Genomic DNA, 17,991 nt, shown 5'->3' with positions numbered 1-17,991 from the left:
AACAACCCCGGAGCAAACAACGGAGTGGCGTCTGGCGTACAATCGCGGTTTTGTCCGGAGATGCCCGATGCGCGCGATTGAAATCACCCAGCCCGGCCCGGCCGATGTGCTGAAACTGTGCGAACGCCCGATGCCTGTCGTGAAGGCGGGCGAGGTGCTGATCAAGGTCCACGCGGCCGGGGTTAATCGTCCGGACGTGTTCCAGCGCACGGGTAATTACGCGCCGCCGCCGGGCGCTTCCGATCTGCCGGGCCTGGAAGTGGCCGGCGAGATCGTCGACGGCGACCTCGATTACACCACCCTCGACATCGGCGACCAGGTCTGCGCGCTGGTGCAGGGCGGCGGCTACGCCGAATACGTCGTCGCGCCGGTGGCGCAGTGCCTGCCGATCCCCAAGGGCTGGAGCATGCTGGAGGCCGCGTCCATCCCCGAGAACTATTTCACCGTGTGGAGCAATGTCTTCGACCGCGCCCAGCTGAGCGCCGGCGAGACGCTGCTGGTGCAGGGCGGCACCTCCGGCATCGGCGTGGCGGCGATCCAGCTGGCGTCGGCCATGGGCCACCGCGTGTTCGCCACCGCCGGCAGCGACGACAAGACCGCCGCCTGCGTCAAGCTGGGCGCCGAACGCGGCATCAATTACAAGACCGAGGACTTCGTTGAAATTGTCAAATCGCTGACCAACGACCGGGGCGTCGATGTGATCCTGGATATGGTCGGCGGCGATTACGTGCCGCGCGAGATCGCCGCGCTGGCCGACGATGGCCGCATCGCGCTGATCGCCACCTTGGGCGGCGGCAAGGCGACCGTCGATCTGGGCCAGGTGTTGCGCCGCCGACTCACCATCACCGGCTCGACCCTGCGTCCGCGCTCGGTGGAGTTCAAGGGCGCGATCGCCAGGAACCTGCTGAAAAAGGTGTGGCCGATCATGGCGGCCGGAAAAATCAAGCCGGTGATCCATACGGTGTTTCCGCTGGAGCAGGCCGCCGCCGCACATGCGTTGATGGAGAGTAGCAGCCATGTCGGTAAGATCATGTTGCAAGTAATTTAAGGACCTTGCTTGGTGTTTTTGCAATTTCCACCGGCCCCGCGCCGCCGGCTGGTTTGACCCGCCCCCTGCCTCGCGTTAAAATAGCGGGTTATTGAATTTTAGGCTACTATGCGACGCAAACTCGTCATCGGCAATTGGAAAATGAACGGCAATCGCGCCGCCAACACGGCATTGTTGTCCGGCGTCGTCGCCGGCCTCAAGGACGATGGCGTCCTGCGCGCCGATTGCGCCGTCTGCGTGCCGGCCCCTTACCTGGCCCAGTGCCAGGCCGAGTTGCAAGGTACCCCGGTCGCCTGGGGTGGACAAGACCTGTCGGTCCACGCCAGCGGCGCCTATACGGGTGAGGTGGCGGCCGGTATGCTGGTCGATTTCGCTTCCACCTACGTGCTGTGCGGTCATTCCGAGCGTCGCGCCTACCACAACGAAAGCAGCGAACTGGTGGCGCAGAAGGCCCTCGCGGCGCTGGCGGCCGGCCTGACCCCGGTCATTTGCTTCGGCGAGACGCTGGAGCAGCGCGAAGCGGGCACCACCGAGTCGGTCATCTGCGGCCAACTGCAGGCGGCGCTCGACGTGATCCCGGCGGGCGAACTGACCAAGGTCGTGCTGGCATATGAGCCGGTCTGGGCGATCGGCACCGGCAAGACGGCCACGCCGCAAATCGCGCAAGACGCCCACCGCTTCCTGCGCGCGCGCCTGGAACAAAAGAACGCCGAGGCGGCGGCCACCGTGCAGATCCTGTACGGCGGCAGCATGAAGCCGGAAAACGCGAAAGAATTGATGGCGCAGCCCGATATCGACGGCGGCCTGATTGGCGGCGCCGCGCTGAAGGCGGTGGATTTCCTTGGAATCGTCCACGCGGTCTAAAAGGCGCGGCCCAAGTGTTGCGTAACTGCCGCACTGGTAATCGGGTGGTAACCACGCGATGGTAAAAAAAGCCTGTTGCTAGCTTTATGTTGATGGCTTAGAGGCAGGCGCGAAACAAAACGATACAAAACTATTTAATCTTTGAATGGAATAACATGAGCAGCTTCTTCAACCTGGTAGTCATCGTGCAAGTCGTTTCGGCCATCGCCATTATCGGCCTGGTCTTGCTGCAGCACGGCAAAGGCGCCGACATGGGCGCGGCCTTCGGTTCGGGGGCTTCGGGCAGCCTGTTCGGCGCGACCGGTTCGTCGAACTTCATGTCGAAGGCGACCGGCATTGCCGCGGCGATCTTCTTCAGCGCCACCTTGGCGCTCGCCTATATCTCGACCCAGAGCCACAGTACGGTCAGCGGCGGCGTAATGGACAAGGCACTGCCAGCGGCGCCAGCCCCGGCGCCGGCAACCGGCGCGGCGGCGATCCCGACCGCACCGGCAGCCGCGCCGGCAGCTCCGGCCGCACCTGCTCCAGCCGCGCCTGCTCCAGCCGCACCGGCGCCGGCAGGTCCTGCAGGATCGATCCCGAAGTAATATAATTATGGTCGGAATGGCGCGGCGCACCATCGGCCGCGCGACATCTGCCAGTTCTTTCGGCAGAAGTTACGGTAGTTTTAGAAGTGACTCCGGTTACCCCGGCCGGAAATTCAATCGGGTGATCAAAGAAGTAAAGATTTATCGTTTTTCTCCTTGTTTTACCGCAATACGCATTAACAACAGCGTGAAAACAAAGTAGAATAGCGGCCTTATGCCGACGTGGTGAAATTGGTAGACACGCTATCTTGAGGGGGTAGTGGCGAAAGCTGTACGAGTTCGAGTCTCGTCGTCGGCACCAGAAATATATAGAGGCCAGCAAGGGATAGTGTGTACCTGAGCTGGCTTTTTTACGAGGATGTGTCGTTCGATCCTGGTCTAAGTTGTACGATTGGGGCGAACGTTAAGAGAGCACCGCAGAACACCGCAAGTCCTCGCAGTCCCTAACCGATCGTTCAATTTAAGCTCATCAATCGTGAACCTCGAAAATTATCTCCCCGTTCTGTTGTTTATCCTCGTCGGTCTCGGCGTAGGGATCCTTCCCCAGGTGTTGGGCCATGTACTCGGTCCGAACAAGCCTGACGCGGCAAAACTCTCCCCGTATGAATGCGGCTTCGAAGCGTTCGAAGACGCGCGCATGAAATTCGACGTGCGTTACTACCTCGTCGCTATCCTCTTTATTTTGTTCGATCTGGAAACGGCATTCTTCTTCCCATGGGGCGTCTCCGTGCGCGAACTGGGCTGGAACGGGTTCCTGGTGATGATGAGTTTCATCGCTGAATTCGTCGTCGGTTTTTGGTATATCTGGAAGAAAGGTGCCCTTGATTGGGAATAAGCCATGGCTATTGAAGGCGTATTAAACGAAGGTTTCATCACCACCTCGGCCGACAAGCTGATCAACTGGGCGCGCACGGGTTCGATGTTCCCGATGACGTTCGGTCTGGCTTGCTGCGCGGTCGAAATGATGCACGTGGGCGCTGCCCGTTACGACATGGACCGCTTCGGCGTGGTGTTCCGTCCATCGCCACGTCAATCCGACGTGATGATCGTGGCCGGCACGCTGTGCAACAAGATGGCGCCGGCGCTGCGCAAGGTCTACGACCAGATGCCGGAACCGCGCTGGGTCATCTCGATGGGCTCGTGCGCCAACGGCGGCGGCTACTACCACTACTCGTACTCCGTGGTGCGCGGTTGCGACCGCATCGTGCCGGTGGATGTCTACGTGCCGGGCTGTCCGCCAACGGCCGAGGCCCTGCTGTACGGCATCATGCAGCTGCAAAACAAGATCAAGCGCACCAACACGATCGCACGCTAAACGAGGCCGCTTCAGAAGATGACTACACAATTAGAACAACTGCAAACCGCCCTCGGCACTGCCCTGGGCGATCGCGTTAGTATCGCCGTCGCGCTGGGTGAGGTCACCTTGACCGTCAAGTCCGCCGACTACTACGGCGTGATGCAAACGCTGCGCGACGACAAGTCGCTCGGCTTCGAGCAACTGATCGACCTGGCCGGCGTTGACTACCTGAACTACGGCGACGGCGCCTGGGACGGCCTGCGTTTCGCGGTCGTCGTGCACCTGCTGTCGATCCAGCACAACTGGCGCGTGCGCGTGCGCGCGTTCTGCTCGGACGACGAAATGCCGCTGCTGCCGTCGCTGGTGCCGCTGTGGCGCGCCGTCAACTGGTACGAGCGCGAAGCGTTCGACATGTTCGGCATCCTGTTCGAAGGCCACAACGACTTGCGCCGCATCCTCACCGACTACGGCTTCATCGGCCATCCGTTCCGCAAGGACTTCCCGGTGTCGGGCTATGTCGAAATGCGCTACGACCCCGAGCAGAAGCGCGTGATCTATCAGCCGGTCACCATCGAGCCGCGTGAAAACGTGCCGCGCGTGATCCGCGAAGAAAATTACGGGAAGTAAAAAATGGCTGAAATTAAGAACTACACCCTGAACTTCGGTCCGCAACACCCGGCCGCGCACGGCGTTTTGCGCCTGGTGCTGGAGCTGGACGGCGAAGTGATCCAGCGCGCCGACCCGCACATCGGCCTGCTGCACCGTGGCACCGAGAAGCTGGCGGAGCAGAAGACCTACCTGCAGTCGGTGCCGTACATGGACCGTCTGGATTACGTCTCGATGATGTGCAACGAGCACGCCTACGTGATGGCCATCGAGAAGCTGCTGGGCCTGGAAGTGCCGCTGCGCGCGCAATATATCCGCGTGATGTTCGACGAGATCACCCGTATCCTGAACCACCTGATGTGGCTGGGCGCGCACGCGCTCGACGTCGGTGCGATGGGTCCGTTCCTGTACGCATTCCGCGACCGCGAAGACCTGTTCGACTGCTACGAAGCGGTGTCGGGCGCGCGCATGCACGCGGCCTACTACCGTCCGGGCGGCGTGTACCGCGACTTGCCGGACTCGATGCCGCAGCACAAGCCGTCGATCATCCGTTCGGACAAGGCTATCGCCAACCTGAACGAGAACCGCCAGGGCTCGCTGCTGGACTTCATCGAAGACTTCACCCGCCGTTTCCCGACCTATGTCGACGAATACGAAACGCTGCTGACCGACAACCGTATCTGGAAACAGCGGACCGTCGGCATCGGCGTGGTCGCGCCGGAAGACGCGCTGGCGATGGGCTTCACCGGCGCCATGCTGCGCGGTTCGGGCATCCAGTGGGATCTGCGCAAGCACCAGCCGTACGAAGTGTACGACCTGATGGACTTCGATATTCCGATCGGCACCAACGGCGACTGCTACGACCGCTACCTGGTCCGCGTCGAGGAATTGCGCCAGTCGAACAAGATCATCAAACAGTGCGTAGAATGGCTGCGCAACAATCCAGGTCCGGTCATCACCAGCAATCATAAAGTCGCGCCTCCGGGCCGCGTCGACATGAAGACCAACATGGAATCGCTGATTCACCACTTCAAGCTGTTCACCGAGGGCTTCCACGTGCCGCCGGGCGAAGCGTACAGCGCGGTGGAGCATCCGAAGGGCGAGTTCGGCATCTATCTGCTGTCGGACGGCGCCAACAAGCCATACCGTATGAAGCTGCGCGCTCCCGATTACGCCCACCTGCAGGCGCTCGACGAAATGGCGCGTGGACACATGATTGCCGACGCCGTGACCATCATCGGTACGCAAGACATCGTGTTCGGCAGTATTGACCGCTAAAAGGTAAAAGTATGTTGTTATCAGAGCAGTGCTTAAAAAAAATCGATCGCGAGTTGGCCAAGTACCCGGCCGACCAGCGCCAGTCGGCCGTGATGGCCGCGCTGGCCCACGCCCAGGTTGAACTGGGCTGGATCTCGCCCGAAACCATGCAGGAACTGGCCGACTACATCCAGATGCCGGCGATCGCCGTGCAGGAAGTGGCCACTTTCTACAATATGTACAACCTGAAGCCGGTCGGCACGCACAAGATCACCGTGTGCACCAACCTGCCATGCGCGCTGTCGGGCGGGGAGCGCGCCGCGCACCACCTGAAGCAAAAGCTGGGCATCGACTACCGCGACACCACCGCCGACGGCAAGTTCACGTTGATGGAAGGCGAGTGCATGGGCGCCTGCGGCGACGCACCGGTGATGCTGGTGAATAACCATCGCATGTGCAGCTTCATGTCGAACGACAAAATCGACGGTCTCGTCGAGGAACTAAGCGGGAACACTACGAAATGACGTCACTCCACAATCGTCACATCGACCCTGTCATTCTGGCCGGCCTGGACGGCAAAAACTGGCATCTGGAAGATTACGTCAAGCGCGGCGGCTACAGCGCCCTGCGCAAGATTCTCGAAGAGAAAATCACCCCGGAACAAATCATCGCCGACCTCAAAGCGTCGTCGTTGCGCGGCCGTGGCGGCGCGGGTTTCCCTACCGGCTTGAAGTGGAGCTTCATGCCGCGCCAGTTCCCGGGCCAGAAGTACCTGGTCTGTAACTCGGATGAAGGCGAGCCTGGCACGTTCAAGGACCGCGACATCATGCGTTACAACCCGCATGCATTGATCGAGGGCATGGCCATCGGCGCTTACGCCATGGGCATCACGGTGGGCTACAACTACATCCACGGCGAGATCTTCGAAGTCTATACGCAGTTCGAGGACGCGCTGGAAGAGGCGCGCGCCGCCGGCTTCCTGGGTGACAAGATCATGGGCAGCGAGTTCAGCTTCCAGCTGCACGCGCACCACGGTTATGGCGCCTACATCTGCGGCGAAGAAACCGCGCTGCTGGAGTCGTTGGAAGGCAAGAAGGGCCAGCCGCGCTTCAAGCCGCCTTTCCCGGCCTCGTTCGGCCTGTACGGCAAGCCGACCACCATCAACAACACCGAGACCTTCGCCGCCGTCCCGTTCATTCTGAACATGGGCCCGGAAAAGTACCTCGGCATGGGTCGTCCGAACAACGGCGGTTCGAAGATCTTCTCGATCTCGGGCGACGTTGAACTGCCGGGCAACTACGAAGTCCCGCTGGGCACGCCGTTCGCCAAACTGCTGGAACTGGCAGGCGGCATGCGCGGCGGCAAAAAGATCAAGGCCGTCATCCCTGGCGGCTCGTCCGCGCCGGTGATCCGTGGCGAACTGATGATGAACACCGACCTGGACTACGACTCGATCGCCAAGGCTGGTTCGATGCTCGGTTCGGGCGCCGTCATCGTCATGGACGAGACCCGTTGCATGGTCAAGGCGATGGAACGCCTGGCGTACTTCTACTTTGAAGAGTCGTGCGGCCAGTGCACCCCTTGCCGCGAAGGCACGGGCTGGATGTACCGCATGATCCACCGCATCGAAAACGGCCAGGGCCGTCCGTCGGACCTGGACGTGCTGAACTCGATCTGCGACAACATCCAGGGCCGCACCATTTGCGCGCTGGGCGACGCGGCGGCCATGCCGATGCGCGCGTTCATCAAGCAATTCCGCGAAGAATTTGAATATCACGTCGAGCACAAGCATTGCTTAGTGCCCGCTTACATCTAAGCTGCGTCAGGTAACGATCACCATGGTTGAAATCGAAATAGACGGCAAAAAAGTCGAAGTCCCTGCTGGTAGCATGGTGATGGACGCCGCCAACAAATTGGGAACCTACATTCCGCACTTCTGCTATCACAAGAAATTGTCGATCGCCGCGAACTGCCGCATGTGTCTCGTCGAAGTGGAGAAGGCGCCTAAGCCTTTGCCAGCATGCGCTACGCCGGTCTCGGCCGGCATGATCGTGCGCTCCGCGTCGGACAAGGCCGTGCAGGCACAGAAGTCCGTGATGGAATTCCTGCTGATTAACCACCCGCTCGACTGCCCGATCTGCGATCAGGGCGGCGAATGCCAGCTGCAGGATTTGGCTGTCGGCTACGGCAAGGGCGATTCGCGCTACGAGGAAGACAAGCGCGTCGTCGTGCCGAAGGACGCCGGTCCGCTGGTGTCGATGCAAGAGATGGCGCGCTGCATCCAGTGCACCCGCTGCGTGCGTTTCGGCCAGGAAGTGGCCGGCGTCATGGAGCTGGGCATGATCGGCCGTGGCGAGCACTCGGAAATCACCGCGTTCGTCGGCCAGACCGTCAACTCGGAAATGTCGGGCAACATGATCGACCTGTGCCCGGTTGGCGCGCTGACGTCGAAGCCGTTCCGCTACAGCGCCCGGTCGTGGGAACTGTCGCGCCGCAAATCGGTGTCGATGCACGACGGCCTGGGTTCGAACCTGATCGTTCAGGTCAAGAACGGCAAGGTCATGCGCGTGCTGCCGCTGGAAAACGACGCCGTCAACGAGTGCTGGATCTCGGACAAAGACCGTTTCGCCTACGAAGGCCTGAACACCGATGACCGTCTGACCCAGCCGATGCTGAAGCAGGGCGGCGAATGGAAAGAAGTGAGCTGGCAGACCGCGCTGGAATACGTGGCGCACGGCCTGAAAAACATCAAGCACGAACACGGTGACAAGGCGCTGGCTTCGCTGGCGACGCCGCATTCGACCCTGGAAGAACTGCACCTGCTGCAAAAGCTGACCCGCGCCATGGGCTCGGACAGCGTCGACACGCGTCTGCGCCACAGCGATTTCTCGCTGGGCGACGTGACCCCTTGGCTGGGCATGAGCATCACCGAATTCGGCGCGTTGAACCGCGCCTTCGTGATCGGCTCCTTCCTGCGCAAGGATCACCCGCTGCTGGCGACCCGCCTGCGTTCGTCGGTGAAGAATGGCGCCAAGCTGTCGATCCTGAACGCGACCGACGACGACCTGTTGATGAAAGTGGCGAACAAGATGATCGCCGCGCCGTCGGAGTGGCTGTCGGCACTGTCGCAAGTGGTGGTGGCTGTCGCCAAGGCCAAGGAAGTGTCGGCGCCAGCCGGCTTCGAAGGCATCGAGGCGTCGGACGCCGCAACCGCGATCGCCGCGTCGCTGGTATCGGGCGAGAACAAAGGCGTCTTCCTGGGTAACGCGGCAACGCAGCACCCGCAAGCCGCCGCGCTGCACGCCGCCGCGCAATGGATCGCCGAACAAACCGGCGCCAAACTGGGCTACCTGACCGAAGCCGCCAACACCGTCGGCGCCTACCTGGTCAACGCCAACGGTGCCACCGCTCCGGCCTTCACCGAACCTAAGCAAGCTTACATCCTGCTCAACGTCGAGCCGGAACTGGACGCCTACAACCCGCAAGCCGCCGTCGCCGCGCTGAAAAAAGCCGAGATGGTTGTCGTCATGTCCGCCTACAAGCATGGCATGGACTACGCCGACGTGCTGCTGCCGGTGTCGCCATTCAGCGAAACCTCGGGCACCTTCGTCAACTGCGAAGGCCGTCCGCAAAGCTTCAACGGCACCGTCAAGCCGCTGCTGGAAACCCGCCCTGCGTGGAAAGTGCTGCGCGTGCTGGGTAACATCCTCGGCTTGGCCGGTTTCGACTACGACACCTCGGAAGCGATCCGCGACGAAGTGGTGGGCGCCGATTTCGCCGCCCGCTTGAACAACACGAGCAAGCAAACCGTCGTGGCGTCCAACTTCGCCGGTTCGATCGAGACCACCGGTACCGAGCGTATCGCCGACGTGCCGATCTACTTCGCCGACGCCGTTGTGCGCCGCGCCGAGTCGCTGCAGAAGATGGCCGATTCGGCTGCGCCTAAAGCGTACCTGTCGACCGTTCTGGCGCAGCAGCTGGGCGTCGCCGCCGGCGACACCGTCAAGGTCACGCAAGGTTCGGGCAGCGCCATCCTGGTCGCCGCCGTCGATGCAAGCCTGCCAGCGAACGCCGTGCGCGTCGCGGCTGCGCATCCATCGACCGCCGCACTGGGTGGCATGTTCGGTCCTATCACCGTTGAAAAAGCAGGGGAGGGTAAATAATGGCTCTGCCTGAATTCGTCACCACGTTGTATGACCTGGGCGCCACCAGCCCGATCGCGCCGGTGTGGCCGATCGTCTGGACGATGATCAAGATCGTTCTGGTGCTGCTGCCGCTGATGGGCCTTGTCGCCTACCTGACCTTGTGGGAACGTAAGTTCATCGGCTGGATTCAAATCCGCGTCGGTCCGAACCGCGTCGGTCCTATGGGCTTGCTGCAGCCGATCGCCGATGCGCTCAAGCTGCTGTTCAAAGAGATCATCATGCCGGCCAAGGCCAACCCAGGCCTGTTCGTCATCGGTCCGATCATGACCATCATGCCGGCGCTGGCCGCATGGTCGGTGGTGCCATTCGGTCCGGAAGCGGTGCTGGCCAACGTCAACGCCGCCTTGCTGCTGCTGATGGCGATCACCTCGATGGAAGTCTACGGCATCATCATCGCCGGCTGGGCTTCGAACTCGAAGTACTCGTTCATGGGCGCGATGCGCGCCTCGGCGCAGATGATTTCCTACGAAATCCCGATGGGCTTCGTATTCGTCGTGATCCTGATGGTTTCGGGCTCGCTGAACTTCGGCGACATCGTCGCCATGCAGCAGCGCGGCATGATGGCCGACCAGGGGCTGAACATCCTGTCGTGGAACTGGCTGCCGTTGCTGCCGCTGTTCGTCGTCTACCTGACGTCCGGCCTGGCCGAAGCGAACCGCCATCCGTTCGACGTGGTCGAAGGCGAGTCCGAGATCGTCGCCGGTCACATGGTCGAGTACTCGGGCATGGCCTACGCCATGTTCATGCTGGCCGAATACGCCAACATGATCCTGATCGCGACCATCGGTTCGATCATGTTCCTGGGCGGCTGGTCCGCACCGTTTGCCTTCCTCGAATTCTGGGGCGGTTTCGGCGGCTTCTTCTGGCTGTTCGCCAAGGCGTTCTTCCTGGTGTCGGTCTTCATCTGGGTGCGCGGTACCTTCCCACGCTACCGCTATGATCAGATCATGCGTCTGGGCTGGAAAGTGTTCATTCCTCTGACGCTGGTGTACCTGGTGTTCGTGGCCGGCTGGATGCAGACATCCTGGAATATCTGGAAGTAAGGACGAGAGAAAATGGAACGATTAAAAGACTTCTTCGGCAGCTTCATGCTGGCCGAATTGATCAAAGGGATGGCGCTGACGGGCAAGTACATGTTCTCGCGCAAAATCACCGTGCAGTACCCGGAAGAGAAGACGCCGATGTCGCCGCGCTTCCGCGGCCTGCACGCGCTGCGCCGCTATCCAAACGGCGAAGAACGCTGCATCGCCTGCAAACTGTGCGAAGCGGTGTGCCCGGCGATGGCCATCACCATCGAATCGGAACAGCGTGACGACGGTTCGCGTCGCACCACGCGTTACGACATCGATCTGACCAAGTGCATCTTCTGCGGTTTCTGCGAAGAGTCCTGCCCGGTCGATTCGATCGTCGAGACGCACGTGCTGGAGTACCACGGCGAGAAGCGCGGTGATTTGTACTACACCAAAGAGATGCTGCTGGCCGTTGGCGATCGCTATGAAAACCAGATCGCCGAAGCCCGCGCAGCCGACGCTCCTTACCGCTGACGACAGGCGGGCCATGGTGAAGTTTGCCGGTCCGCCGCACAGTGGTGCCGATAATAAAACTGTACGTCTCTTGGGTTAGTTATGGAATTTAAAACTGCTTTGTTCTACGCCTTCTCAGCCATCATGGTATTGGCTGCGACGCGCGTTATCACGGCCCGCAATCCGGTGCACGCAGCGCTGTTCCTGGTGCTGGCGTTCTTCTCGGCCGCCGGCATCTGGATGCTGCTCGAAGCCGAGTTCCTGGCCATCGTGCTGGTGCTGGTCTACGTCGGCGCCGTCATGGTGCTGTTCCTGTTCGTGGTCATGATGCTCGACATCGACACCGACAAGATGCGCGAAAACTTCTGGGGCTACCTGCCGATCGCGTCGTTCGTCGGCGTCATCATCGTGCTGGAAATGGCCGCCGTGCTGTGGCGCTCCTTCCTGTCGTTCGACCAGCAGGCCGTCAGCGCCGGCAACATCGGCGGCACCAAGGAACTCGGTATCCTGATCTTCACCAAATATGTCTACGGCTTTGAAATCGCAGCGGCGATCCTGCTGGTCGCGATTGTCGCGGCAGTGGCGCTGACCCTGCGCAAGCGTAAGGACACCAAACATTTCGACCCGGCAGACGCTGTCCGCGTCAAGCGCAACGACCGTCTGAAGATCGTCAAGATCGACGCGGTGCGTCCACGCGTGGACGTGGCGCCAGCCGCCGGTTCGGCCGAAGCAAAGGAGACACCATGACTTTATCGCTTGCTCACTACCTCGTTCTTGGCGCGATCCTGTTCGCGATCTCGATCGTGGGTATTTTCTTGAATCGCAAGAACATCATTATTCTGCTGATGGCCATCGAATTGATGCTGCTGGCGGTGAACATGAACTTCATCGCGTTCTCCCACTATCTGGGCGACGCGGCCGGGCAGATCTTCGTTTTCTTCATCCTGACCGTGGCGGCTGCCGAATCGGCAATCGGCCTCGCGATTCTGGTGGTGATGTTCCGTAACCTGGACACCATCAATGTGGAAGACCTGGATAGCCTTAAGGGTTAATCCCGCGGCTTTAGTTCTAATCTCGAAAAATAACGATTAAGGTTCATCATGGCGGGTACTCTTCTTAACCCTAACCTCCTGCTAGCCGTACCACTGGCGCCGCTGGCCGGCGCTGCGGTGGCGGGTTTGTTAGGAACCAAATTCTTTGGCAACGTTGTGGGTCGCAAGACTTCGCACACCGCGACCATCCTCGGCGTGCTCGTCGCGCTGATCCTGTCGGTGATGACGCTGAACGACGTGCTTAACGGCTCGACGTTCAACGGCACCATCTACCACTGGATGACGGTGGCGGGCGTGAAGTTCGAAGTCGGCTTCCAGATCGATTCGCTGTCGGCGATGATGATGTGCGTGGTGACCTTCGTGTCGCTGATGGTGCACATCTACACCATCGGCTACATGGCGGAAGACGAGGGCTATAACCGCTTCTTCGCCTACATTTCGCTGTTCACGTTCTCGATGCTGATGCTGGTCATGGCCAACAACTTCCTGCAGCTGTTCTTCGGCTGGGAAGCGGTGGGCCTGGTCTCGTACCTGCTGATCGGCTTCTGGTACACCCGCCCAACGGCGATCGTGGCCAACATGAAGGCGTTCCTGGTCAATCGCGTCGGCGACTTCGGTTTCATCCTCGGTATCGGCCTGCTGCTGGCCTACGCCGGCACCATGAACTACCAGGAAGTCTTCGCCAAGAAGGAAGCGCTGGCGATGCTGACGCTGCCGGGCACCGACTGGATGCTGCTGACCGTCGCCTGTATCTGCCTGTTCATCGGCGCGATGGGTAAATCGGCGCAGTTCCCGCTGCACGTCTGGCTGCCTGACTCGATGGAAGGCCCAACCCCGATCTCGGCACTGATCCACGCCGCGACGATGGTTACCGCCGGTATCTTCATGGTGTCGCGCATGTCGCCGCTGTTCGAACTGTCGGACACCGCGCTGTCGTTCATCCTGGTCATCGGCTCGATCACCGCGCTGTTCATGGGCTTCCTGGGCATCATCCAGAACGACATCAAGCGCGTGGTCGCTTACTCGACGCTGTCGCAGCTGGGCTACATGACCGTGGCACTGGGTTCGTCGGCGTACTCGGTGGCCGTGTTCCACCTGATGACCCACGCGTTCTTCAAAGCGCTGCTGTTCCTTGGCGCCGGTTCGGTCATCATCGGTATGCACCACGACCAAGATATTCGTAACATGGGTGGCCTGCGCAAGTACATGCCGATCACCTGGATCACGTCCTTGCTCGGTTCCCTGGCGCTGATCGGTACGCCGTTCTTCTCCGGCTTCTACTCGAAGGATTCGATCATCGAAGCGGTGCACGAGACCACGATCTGGGGTTCGGGCTTCGCCAACTTCGCCGTGCTGGCGGGTGTGTTCGTGACCGCGTTCTACTCGTTCCGCATGTACTTCCTGGTCTTCCACGGCAAGGAGCGTTTCGGCCAGGCCCACGCCCATGGTCACCACGATGCGCACCATGCGCACGATGCGCATGCGCCTAAAGCCGCCCATGGCGCCGATCCGGCCGCACAAGGCCACGATTCGGACGCGCACCACGAAGAGGAAGAGGACGACCACGCGCACCACGGCCTGGAGCCGGGTCAGAAGCCGCATGAATCGCCATTCGTGGTCTGGTTCCCGCTGGTGATGCTGGCTATCCCGTCGGTGTTGATCGGTTACTTCACGATCGAGCCTATGCTGCACGGTGGCTTCTTCAAGGACGTCATCTTCATCGGTGAAAACCACAAGGCGATGGAAATCCTGGGCGAAGAGTTCCACGGTCCGCTGGCCATGGCGATCCACTCGCTGACGTCGCTGCCACTGTGGCTGGCGATTGCCGGTGTCGCTACCGCCTACTACTGCTACATGATCAATCCACGCGTACCGGCCTGGTTCTTCGCCAAGTTCAAGGCGATCCACACGCTGTTGGACAACAAGTACTACATGGACAAGTTCAACGAAGTGGTGTTCGCCGGCGGCGCGCGCTTGCTGGGTAACGGCCTGTGGAACGTCGGCGACAAGACCCTGATCGACGGCCTGCTGGTCAACGGCAGCGCCAAGGTCGTGAACTGGTTCTCGAAGCTGACGCGTTTGGGGCAGACGGGTTACATCTACCACTACGCTTTCGTCATGATCCTGGGCATTCTGGGGTTCCTGGTCTACTTCCTGCCGTTTTGGCACGCTTAATTAGCTGATACGCAAAGAGATAACGATAACCATGATGCAGTCAACTATATCTACCTTACCTCCGTACCTGAGCCTGGCGATCTGGCTTCCGATCGTGTTCGGCCTTCTGGTGTTAGCCGTCGGCCGTGACACCAACGCGGCGCTGGTCCGTGTCGGCTCGCTGATCGGCGCGATCGTCAGCTTTGCCGCGACCATCCCGCTGATCACGAACTTCAACAACGCCGCCCACGGCATGCAGTTCGTCGAAAAATCGCCTTGGATCGAGACGTTCAACATCTACTACTCGCTGGGCATCGACGGCCTGTCGCTGTGGTTCGTGCCGCTGACGGCATTCATCACCGTCATCGTCGTGATCTCGGCCTGGCAGGTGATCCAGAAGCGCGTCGCGCAGTACATGGGCGCCTTCCTGATCCTGTCCGGCCTGATGATCGGCGTATTCTGCGCGATGGACGGCCTGCTGTTCTACTTCTTCTTTGAAGCGACCCTGATCCCGATGTACATCATCATCGGCGTGTGGGGTGGTGAGAACCGCGTGTACGCATCGTTCAAGTTCTTCCTCTACACCTTCTTCGGCTCCTTGCTGACCTTGGTCGCGATCATCTACCTGTACCGCGTCACGGGTACCTTCGACATCCTGACCTGGCACCTGACGCCGTTGACGATGCGAGAGCAGATCTTCATCTTCATCGCCTTCTTCATGGCCTTCGCCGTCAAGGTCCCGATGTTCCCGGTCCACACCTGGCTGCCGGACGTCCACGTCGAAGCGCCAACCGGCGGTTCCGCCGTGCTGGCCGCGATCATGCTGAAGCTGGGCGCCTACGGTTTCCTGCGCTTCTCGCTGCCGATCACCCCGGACGCGTCGCACTACCTGTCGGGCTTCGTGATCACCCTGTCGCTGATCGCCGTGATTTACGTCGGCCTGGTCGCACTGGTACAGAAGGACATGAAAAAGCTGGTCGCCTACTCGTCGATCGCGCACATGGGCTTTGTCACCCTGGGCTTCTTCATCTTCAACGCCATCGGCGTGCAGGGCGCGATCGTGCAAATGATCTCGCACGGCTTCATCTCCGGCGCGATGTTCCTGTGTATCGGCGTGCTGTATGACCAGGCCCACTCGCGTCAGATCGCCGACTACGGTGGTGTCGTCAACAAGATGCCGAAGTTCGCCGCGCTGTTCATCTTCTTCTCGATGGCCAACTGCGGTCTGCCTGCGACTTCCGGCTTCGTCGGCGAGTTCATGGTGATCCTGGGCGCCGTGCAGTACAACTTCTGGATCGGTTTGCTGGCCGCGACCGCGCTGATCTTCGGCGCCGCGTACTCGCTGTGGATGGCCAAGCGCGTCATCTTCGGTAAAGTGACCAACCACCATGTGGCCGCGCTGGTCGATGTCAATGGCCGCGAATTCCTGATGCTGGGTATTCTGGCGATCGCTGTGCTGGTCATGGGTCTGTACCCTGCGCCGTTCACGGACACGATGCAAACCTCGGTCGCCGACCTGCTGACGCATGTCGCAAAAAGCAAGCTGCCTTAAGAAAAACGGAAACGTATAAATGATTACACCTACTTCACAAGAGGCGTTCAATCTCGCACCGGCGTATGCCGAGGTGACGTTGATCATAGGCGCCTCGCTACTCCTGCTGGTGGACATGTTCCTGTCCGAGTCCAAGCGGTCGATCACCTACGTGCTGTCGCTGGTGATACTGGCGATTTTGGCCGGCATCACCTTCGGCGACTTCAGCGCCGGCACCACCGCGTACACCTTCCATGGCATGTACGTCAACGATCCGATGGCCAACCTGCTCAAGCTGGCCACCTACGTGGCGGTGGCGCTGACGCTGGTGTATTCGCGCCAGTACGTCACGCAGCGCGGCATGATGAGCGGTAACCTGGGCGGCGAATTCTACGTCCTGGCGCTGTTCGCGATGCTGGGCCAGATGGTCATGATCTCGGGTTCGAACTTCCTGACGATCTACCTGGGCGTCGAACTGATGTCGCTGTCGCTGTACGCGCTGGTCGCGCTGCGCCGCGATAACCACAAGGCCACCGAAGCGGCGATGAAGTACTTCATCCTTGGCGCGCTGGCCTCCGGTTTCCTGTTGTACGGCATCTCGATGCTTTACGGCGCCACCGGCACGCTGGAAATCAGCAAAGTGGCCGCCGCCGTCGCAGCGGGCACCATCAAGCCGACCATCCTGGTGTTCGGTATCGTTTTCCTGGTCGCCGGTTTGGCATTCAAACTTGGCGCGGTGCCGTTCCACATGTGGGTACCGGACGTCTACGAAGGTTCGCCAACGGCAGTGACCCTGCTGCTGGGCGGCGCGCCGAAGATCGCCACCTTCGCGATCTGCATCCGCCTGCTGGTGGAGGGCCTGCTGCCGATGGCGTTCGACTGGCAGCAGATGCTGATGGTCCTGGCCGTGCTGTCGCTGGCCATCGGTAACCTGACCGCTATCGCCCAGACGAACCTGAAGCGCATGCTGGCTTATTCGACCATCGCGCAAATCGGTTTCGTTCTGCTTGGCCTGCTGGCCGGCGTGGTCGGCACCACCGACCGCACCGGCATCGCCGCAGCTTACAGCTCGTCGATGTACTACATCCTCACGTACGTGCTGACCACCGTCGGCAGCTTCGGTCTGTTGATGCTGTTGTCGCGTGCCGGCTTCGAAGCTGAAAACCTGAACGACTTCAAGGGCCTGAGCAAGCGCAGTGGCTGGTTCGCGGTCGTCATGACGATTTTGATGTTCTCGCTGGCCGGCGTGCCGCCGATGATGGGCTTTGCCGCCAAGTTCTCGGTGCTGAGCGCCGTGCTGGGTACGGGCCAGATCTGGCTGACCGTGGTCGCGGTGATGTTCTCGCTGATCGGCGCGTTCTACTACCTGCGCATCGTTAAACTGATGTGGTTCGACGAGCCGACCGACACGTCGCCTATCGTCGCCCATGGCGACATGAAGTTTGTCCTGAGCCTGAATGGTCTGGCCATCGTGGTCCTGGGCATCCTGCCAGGTCCGCTGCTGGCGATGTGCGTGAAGGCCATGCAAGCGACCCTCGCCACCTGATGGATGTATCCGTCGCAAGCTGGTTGGTGATCGCGATAGCCATCGCGGCCGCCAACCTGCCTTTTTCAACGACAAGGTATTCGCCCTGATTCCGGCCACGTGGCGGCGCAAGCCGCTGATCGTGCGGCTGATCGAAATGGCGGCGCTGTACCTTGTCGTTGGCTTCCTCGGCTTCGCCCTGGAAGGCCGCATCGGCACCCGCTTCCCCCAGACCTGGGAGTTTTACGCGATCTCCGGCTGCTTGTTCCTGGTTTTCGGCTTCCCCGGATTCATCGCGCGCTACCTGCGCAAGCACCGCGACTGATACACTAGCGGCTTCAA

At 60.7% G+C, this 17,991-nt stretch carries 17 protein-coding genes, 1 tRNA gene and 1 pseudogene; all 19 read left to right on the top strand.

Features of this window, described 5'->3' with window-relative positions; translation table 11 throughout:
• Positions 1 to 67: 67 nt before the first annotated feature.
• The 19 genes and pseudogenes from AC0IYS_RS21700 (at position 68) to AC0IYS_RS21610 (ending at position 17,974) form a co-directional block, all read left to right on the top strand.
• Positions 68 to 1,048 carry an NAD(P)H-quinone oxidoreductase gene (locus tag AC0IYS_RS21700; protein ID WP_471707118.1) on the top strand — a complete coding sequence of 327 codons (981 nt, stop codon included), beginning with the start codon at positions 68 to 70 and terminating at the stop codon, positions 1,046 to 1,048.
• A 108-nt stretch (positions 1,049 to 1,156) separates the two neighbouring features.
• Positions 1,157 to 1,912, top strand: coding sequence for a triose-phosphate isomerase (tpiA, locus tag AC0IYS_RS21695; protein ID WP_471707117.1), 756 nt, complete (start codon positions 1,157 to 1,159; stop codon positions 1,910 to 1,912).
• Positions 1,913 to 2,067: 155 nt separating this feature from the next.
• On the top strand, positions 2,068 to 2,499 hold the full coding sequence (gene secG / locus AC0IYS_RS21690; RefSeq protein WP_471707116.1) for a preprotein translocase subunit SecG: 432 nt from the start codon (positions 2,068 to 2,070) through the stop codon (positions 2,497 to 2,499).
• 216 nt (positions 2,500 to 2,715) lie between these two features.
• A tRNA-Leu gene (locus AC0IYS_RS21685) sits at positions 2,716 to 2,800 on the top strand.
• Between the two features lie 174 nt (positions 2,801 to 2,974).
• Positions 2,975 to 3,334: an NADH-quinone oxidoreductase subunit A gene (locus AC0IYS_RS21680; RefSeq protein ID WP_090314448.1), complete on the top strand. Its 360-nt coding sequence runs from the start codon at positions 2,975 to 2,977 to the stop codon at positions 3,332 to 3,334.
• A gap of 3 nt (positions 3,335 to 3,337) precedes the next feature.
• Positions 3,338 to 3,814, top strand: a complete 477-nt coding sequence (locus AC0IYS_RS21675) for a NuoB/complex I 20 kDa subunit family protein (RefSeq protein WP_008450353.1) — start codon at positions 3,338 to 3,340, stop codon at positions 3,812 to 3,814.
• An 18-nt stretch (positions 3,815 to 3,832) separates the two neighbouring features.
• On the top strand, positions 3,833 to 4,423 hold the full coding sequence (locus tag AC0IYS_RS21670; RefSeq protein ID WP_471707115.1) for an NADH-quinone oxidoreductase subunit C: 591 nt from the start codon (positions 3,833 to 3,835) through the stop codon (positions 4,421 to 4,423).
• Between the two features lie 3 nt (positions 4,424 to 4,426).
• Positions 4,427 to 5,680 carry an NADH-quinone oxidoreductase subunit D gene (locus AC0IYS_RS21665; protein ID WP_315214675.1) on the top strand — a complete coding sequence of 418 codons (1,254 nt, stop codon included), beginning with the start codon at positions 4,427 to 4,429 and terminating at the stop codon, positions 5,678 to 5,680.
• An 11-nt stretch (positions 5,681 to 5,691) separates the two neighbouring features.
• Entirely contained in the window at positions 5,692 to 6,183 is a 492-nt protein-coding gene (nuoE, locus tag AC0IYS_RS21660) for an NADH-quinone oxidoreductase subunit NuoE (RefSeq protein ID WP_090314445.1), read from the top strand.
• On the top strand, positions 6,180 to 7,475 hold the full coding sequence (gene nuoF, locus AC0IYS_RS21655; protein WP_008450345.1) for an NADH-quinone oxidoreductase subunit NuoF: 1,296 nt from the start codon (positions 6,180 to 6,182) through the stop codon (positions 7,473 to 7,475). The genes nuoE and nuoF overlap by 4 nt, the downstream gene beginning before the upstream one ends.
• Before the next feature lie 22 nt (positions 7,476 to 7,497).
• Entirely contained in the window at positions 7,498 to 9,822 is a 2,325-nt protein-coding gene (gene nuoG / locus AC0IYS_RS21650; protein ID WP_471707114.1) for an NADH-quinone oxidoreductase subunit NuoG, read from the top strand.
• Entirely contained in the window at positions 9,822 to 10,907 is a 1,086-nt protein-coding gene (gene nuoH, locus AC0IYS_RS21645; protein ID WP_471707113.1) for an NADH-quinone oxidoreductase subunit NuoH, read from the top strand. The genes nuoG and nuoH overlap by 1 nt, the downstream gene beginning before the upstream one ends.
• Positions 10,908 to 10,919: 12 nt before the next feature.
• Positions 10,920 to 11,408, top strand: coding sequence for an NADH-quinone oxidoreductase subunit NuoI (gene nuoI / locus AC0IYS_RS21640; protein WP_090314443.1), 489 nt, complete (start codon positions 10,920 to 10,922; stop codon positions 11,406 to 11,408).
• An 81-nt stretch (positions 11,409 to 11,489) separates the two neighbouring features.
• Positions 11,490 to 12,134 (top strand): NADH-quinone oxidoreductase subunit J, encoded by a 645-nt coding sequence (locus AC0IYS_RS21635; protein WP_471707112.1) that lies wholly within the window; start codon positions 11,490 to 11,492, stop codon positions 12,132 to 12,134.
• Positions 12,131 to 12,439 carry an NADH-quinone oxidoreductase subunit NuoK gene (gene nuoK, locus AC0IYS_RS21630; protein WP_090314441.1) on the top strand — a complete coding sequence of 103 codons (309 nt, stop codon included), beginning with the start codon at positions 12,131 to 12,133 and terminating at the stop codon, positions 12,437 to 12,439. Before AC0IYS_RS21635 ends, nuoK begins: the two co-directional genes overlap by 4 nt.
• Positions 12,440 to 12,487: 48 nt before the next feature.
• Positions 12,488 to 14,614 carry an NADH-quinone oxidoreductase subunit L gene (gene nuoL, locus AC0IYS_RS21625; protein WP_471707111.1) on the top strand — a complete coding sequence of 709 codons (2,127 nt, stop codon included), beginning with the start codon at positions 12,488 to 12,490 and terminating at the stop codon, positions 14,612 to 14,614.
• A 31-nt stretch (positions 14,615 to 14,645) separates the two neighbouring features.
• Complete coding sequence (locus AC0IYS_RS21620) at positions 14,646 to 16,145, top strand: NADH-quinone oxidoreductase subunit M (protein WP_471707110.1); 1,500 nt, start codon at positions 14,646 to 14,648, stop codon at positions 16,143 to 16,145.
• A gap of 19 nt (positions 16,146 to 16,164) precedes the next feature.
• The gene (gene nuoN, locus AC0IYS_RS21615) at positions 16,165 to 17,670 is read left to right on the top strand and encodes an NADH-quinone oxidoreductase subunit NuoN (protein WP_471707109.1); all 1,506 of its coding nucleotides are present in this window, start codon (positions 16,165 to 16,167) and stop codon (positions 17,668 to 17,670) included.
• Positions 17,670 to 17,974 (top strand): annotated as a pseudogene (locus AC0IYS_RS21610) (DUF2818 family protein). Before nuoN ends, AC0IYS_RS21610 begins: the two are co-directional and overlap by 1 nt.
• The last annotated feature ends 17 nt before the right edge of the window (positions 17,975 to 17,991 follow it).

Source organism: Duganella sp. AC237, from assembly GCF_979254035.1.
This window is presented reverse-complemented; position numbering and strand designations above follow the sequence as displayed.

Bases quoted from the DNA above. Each gene is read 5' to 3' on its own strand.
- AC0IYS_RS21700 (WP_471707118.1), top strand. From the start codon at position 68: ATGCGCGCGATTGAAATCACCCAGCCCGGCCCGGCCGATGTGCTGAAA.
- tpiA (WP_471707117.1), top strand. From the start codon at position 1,157: ATGCGACGCAAACTCGTCATCGGCAATTGGAAAATGAACGGCAATCGC.
- secG (WP_471707116.1), top strand. From the start codon at position 2,068: ATGAGCAGCTTCTTCAACCTGGTAGTCATCGTGCAAGTCGTTTCGGCC.
- AC0IYS_RS21675 (WP_008450353.1), top strand. From the start codon at position 3,338: ATGGCTATTGAAGGCGTATTAAACGAAGGTTTCATCACCACCTCGGCC.
- AC0IYS_RS21670 (WP_471707115.1), top strand. From the start codon at position 3,833: ATGACTACACAATTAGAACAACTGCAAACCGCCCTCGGCACTGCCCTG.
- AC0IYS_RS21665 (WP_315214675.1), top strand. From the start codon at position 4,427: ATGGCTGAAATTAAGAACTACACCCTGAACTTCGGTCCGCAACACCCG.
- nuoE (WP_090314445.1), top strand. From the start codon at position 5,692: ATGTTGTTATCAGAGCAGTGCTTAAAAAAAATCGATCGCGAGTTGGCC.
- nuoF (WP_008450345.1), top strand. From the start codon at position 6,180: ATGACGTCACTCCACAATCGTCACATCGACCCTGTCATTCTGGCCGGC.
- nuoG (WP_471707114.1), top strand. From the start codon at position 7,498: ATGGTTGAAATCGAAATAGACGGCAAAAAAGTCGAAGTCCCTGCTGGT.
- nuoH (WP_471707113.1), top strand. From the start codon at position 9,822: ATGGCTCTGCCTGAATTCGTCACCACGTTGTATGACCTGGGCGCCACC.
- nuoI (WP_090314443.1), top strand. From the start codon at position 10,920: ATGGAACGATTAAAAGACTTCTTCGGCAGCTTCATGCTGGCCGAATTG.
- AC0IYS_RS21635 (WP_471707112.1), top strand. From the start codon at position 11,490: ATGGAATTTAAAACTGCTTTGTTCTACGCCTTCTCAGCCATCATGGTA.
- nuoK (WP_090314441.1), top strand. From the start codon at position 12,131: ATGACTTTATCGCTTGCTCACTACCTCGTTCTTGGCGCGATCCTGTTC.
- nuoL (WP_471707111.1), top strand. From the start codon at position 12,488: ATGGCGGGTACTCTTCTTAACCCTAACCTCCTGCTAGCCGTACCACTG.
- AC0IYS_RS21620 (WP_471707110.1), top strand. From the start codon at position 14,646: ATGATGCAGTCAACTATATCTACCTTACCTCCGTACCTGAGCCTGGCG.
- nuoN (WP_471707109.1), top strand. From the start codon at position 16,165: ATGATTACACCTACTTCACAAGAGGCGTTCAATCTCGCACCGGCGTAT.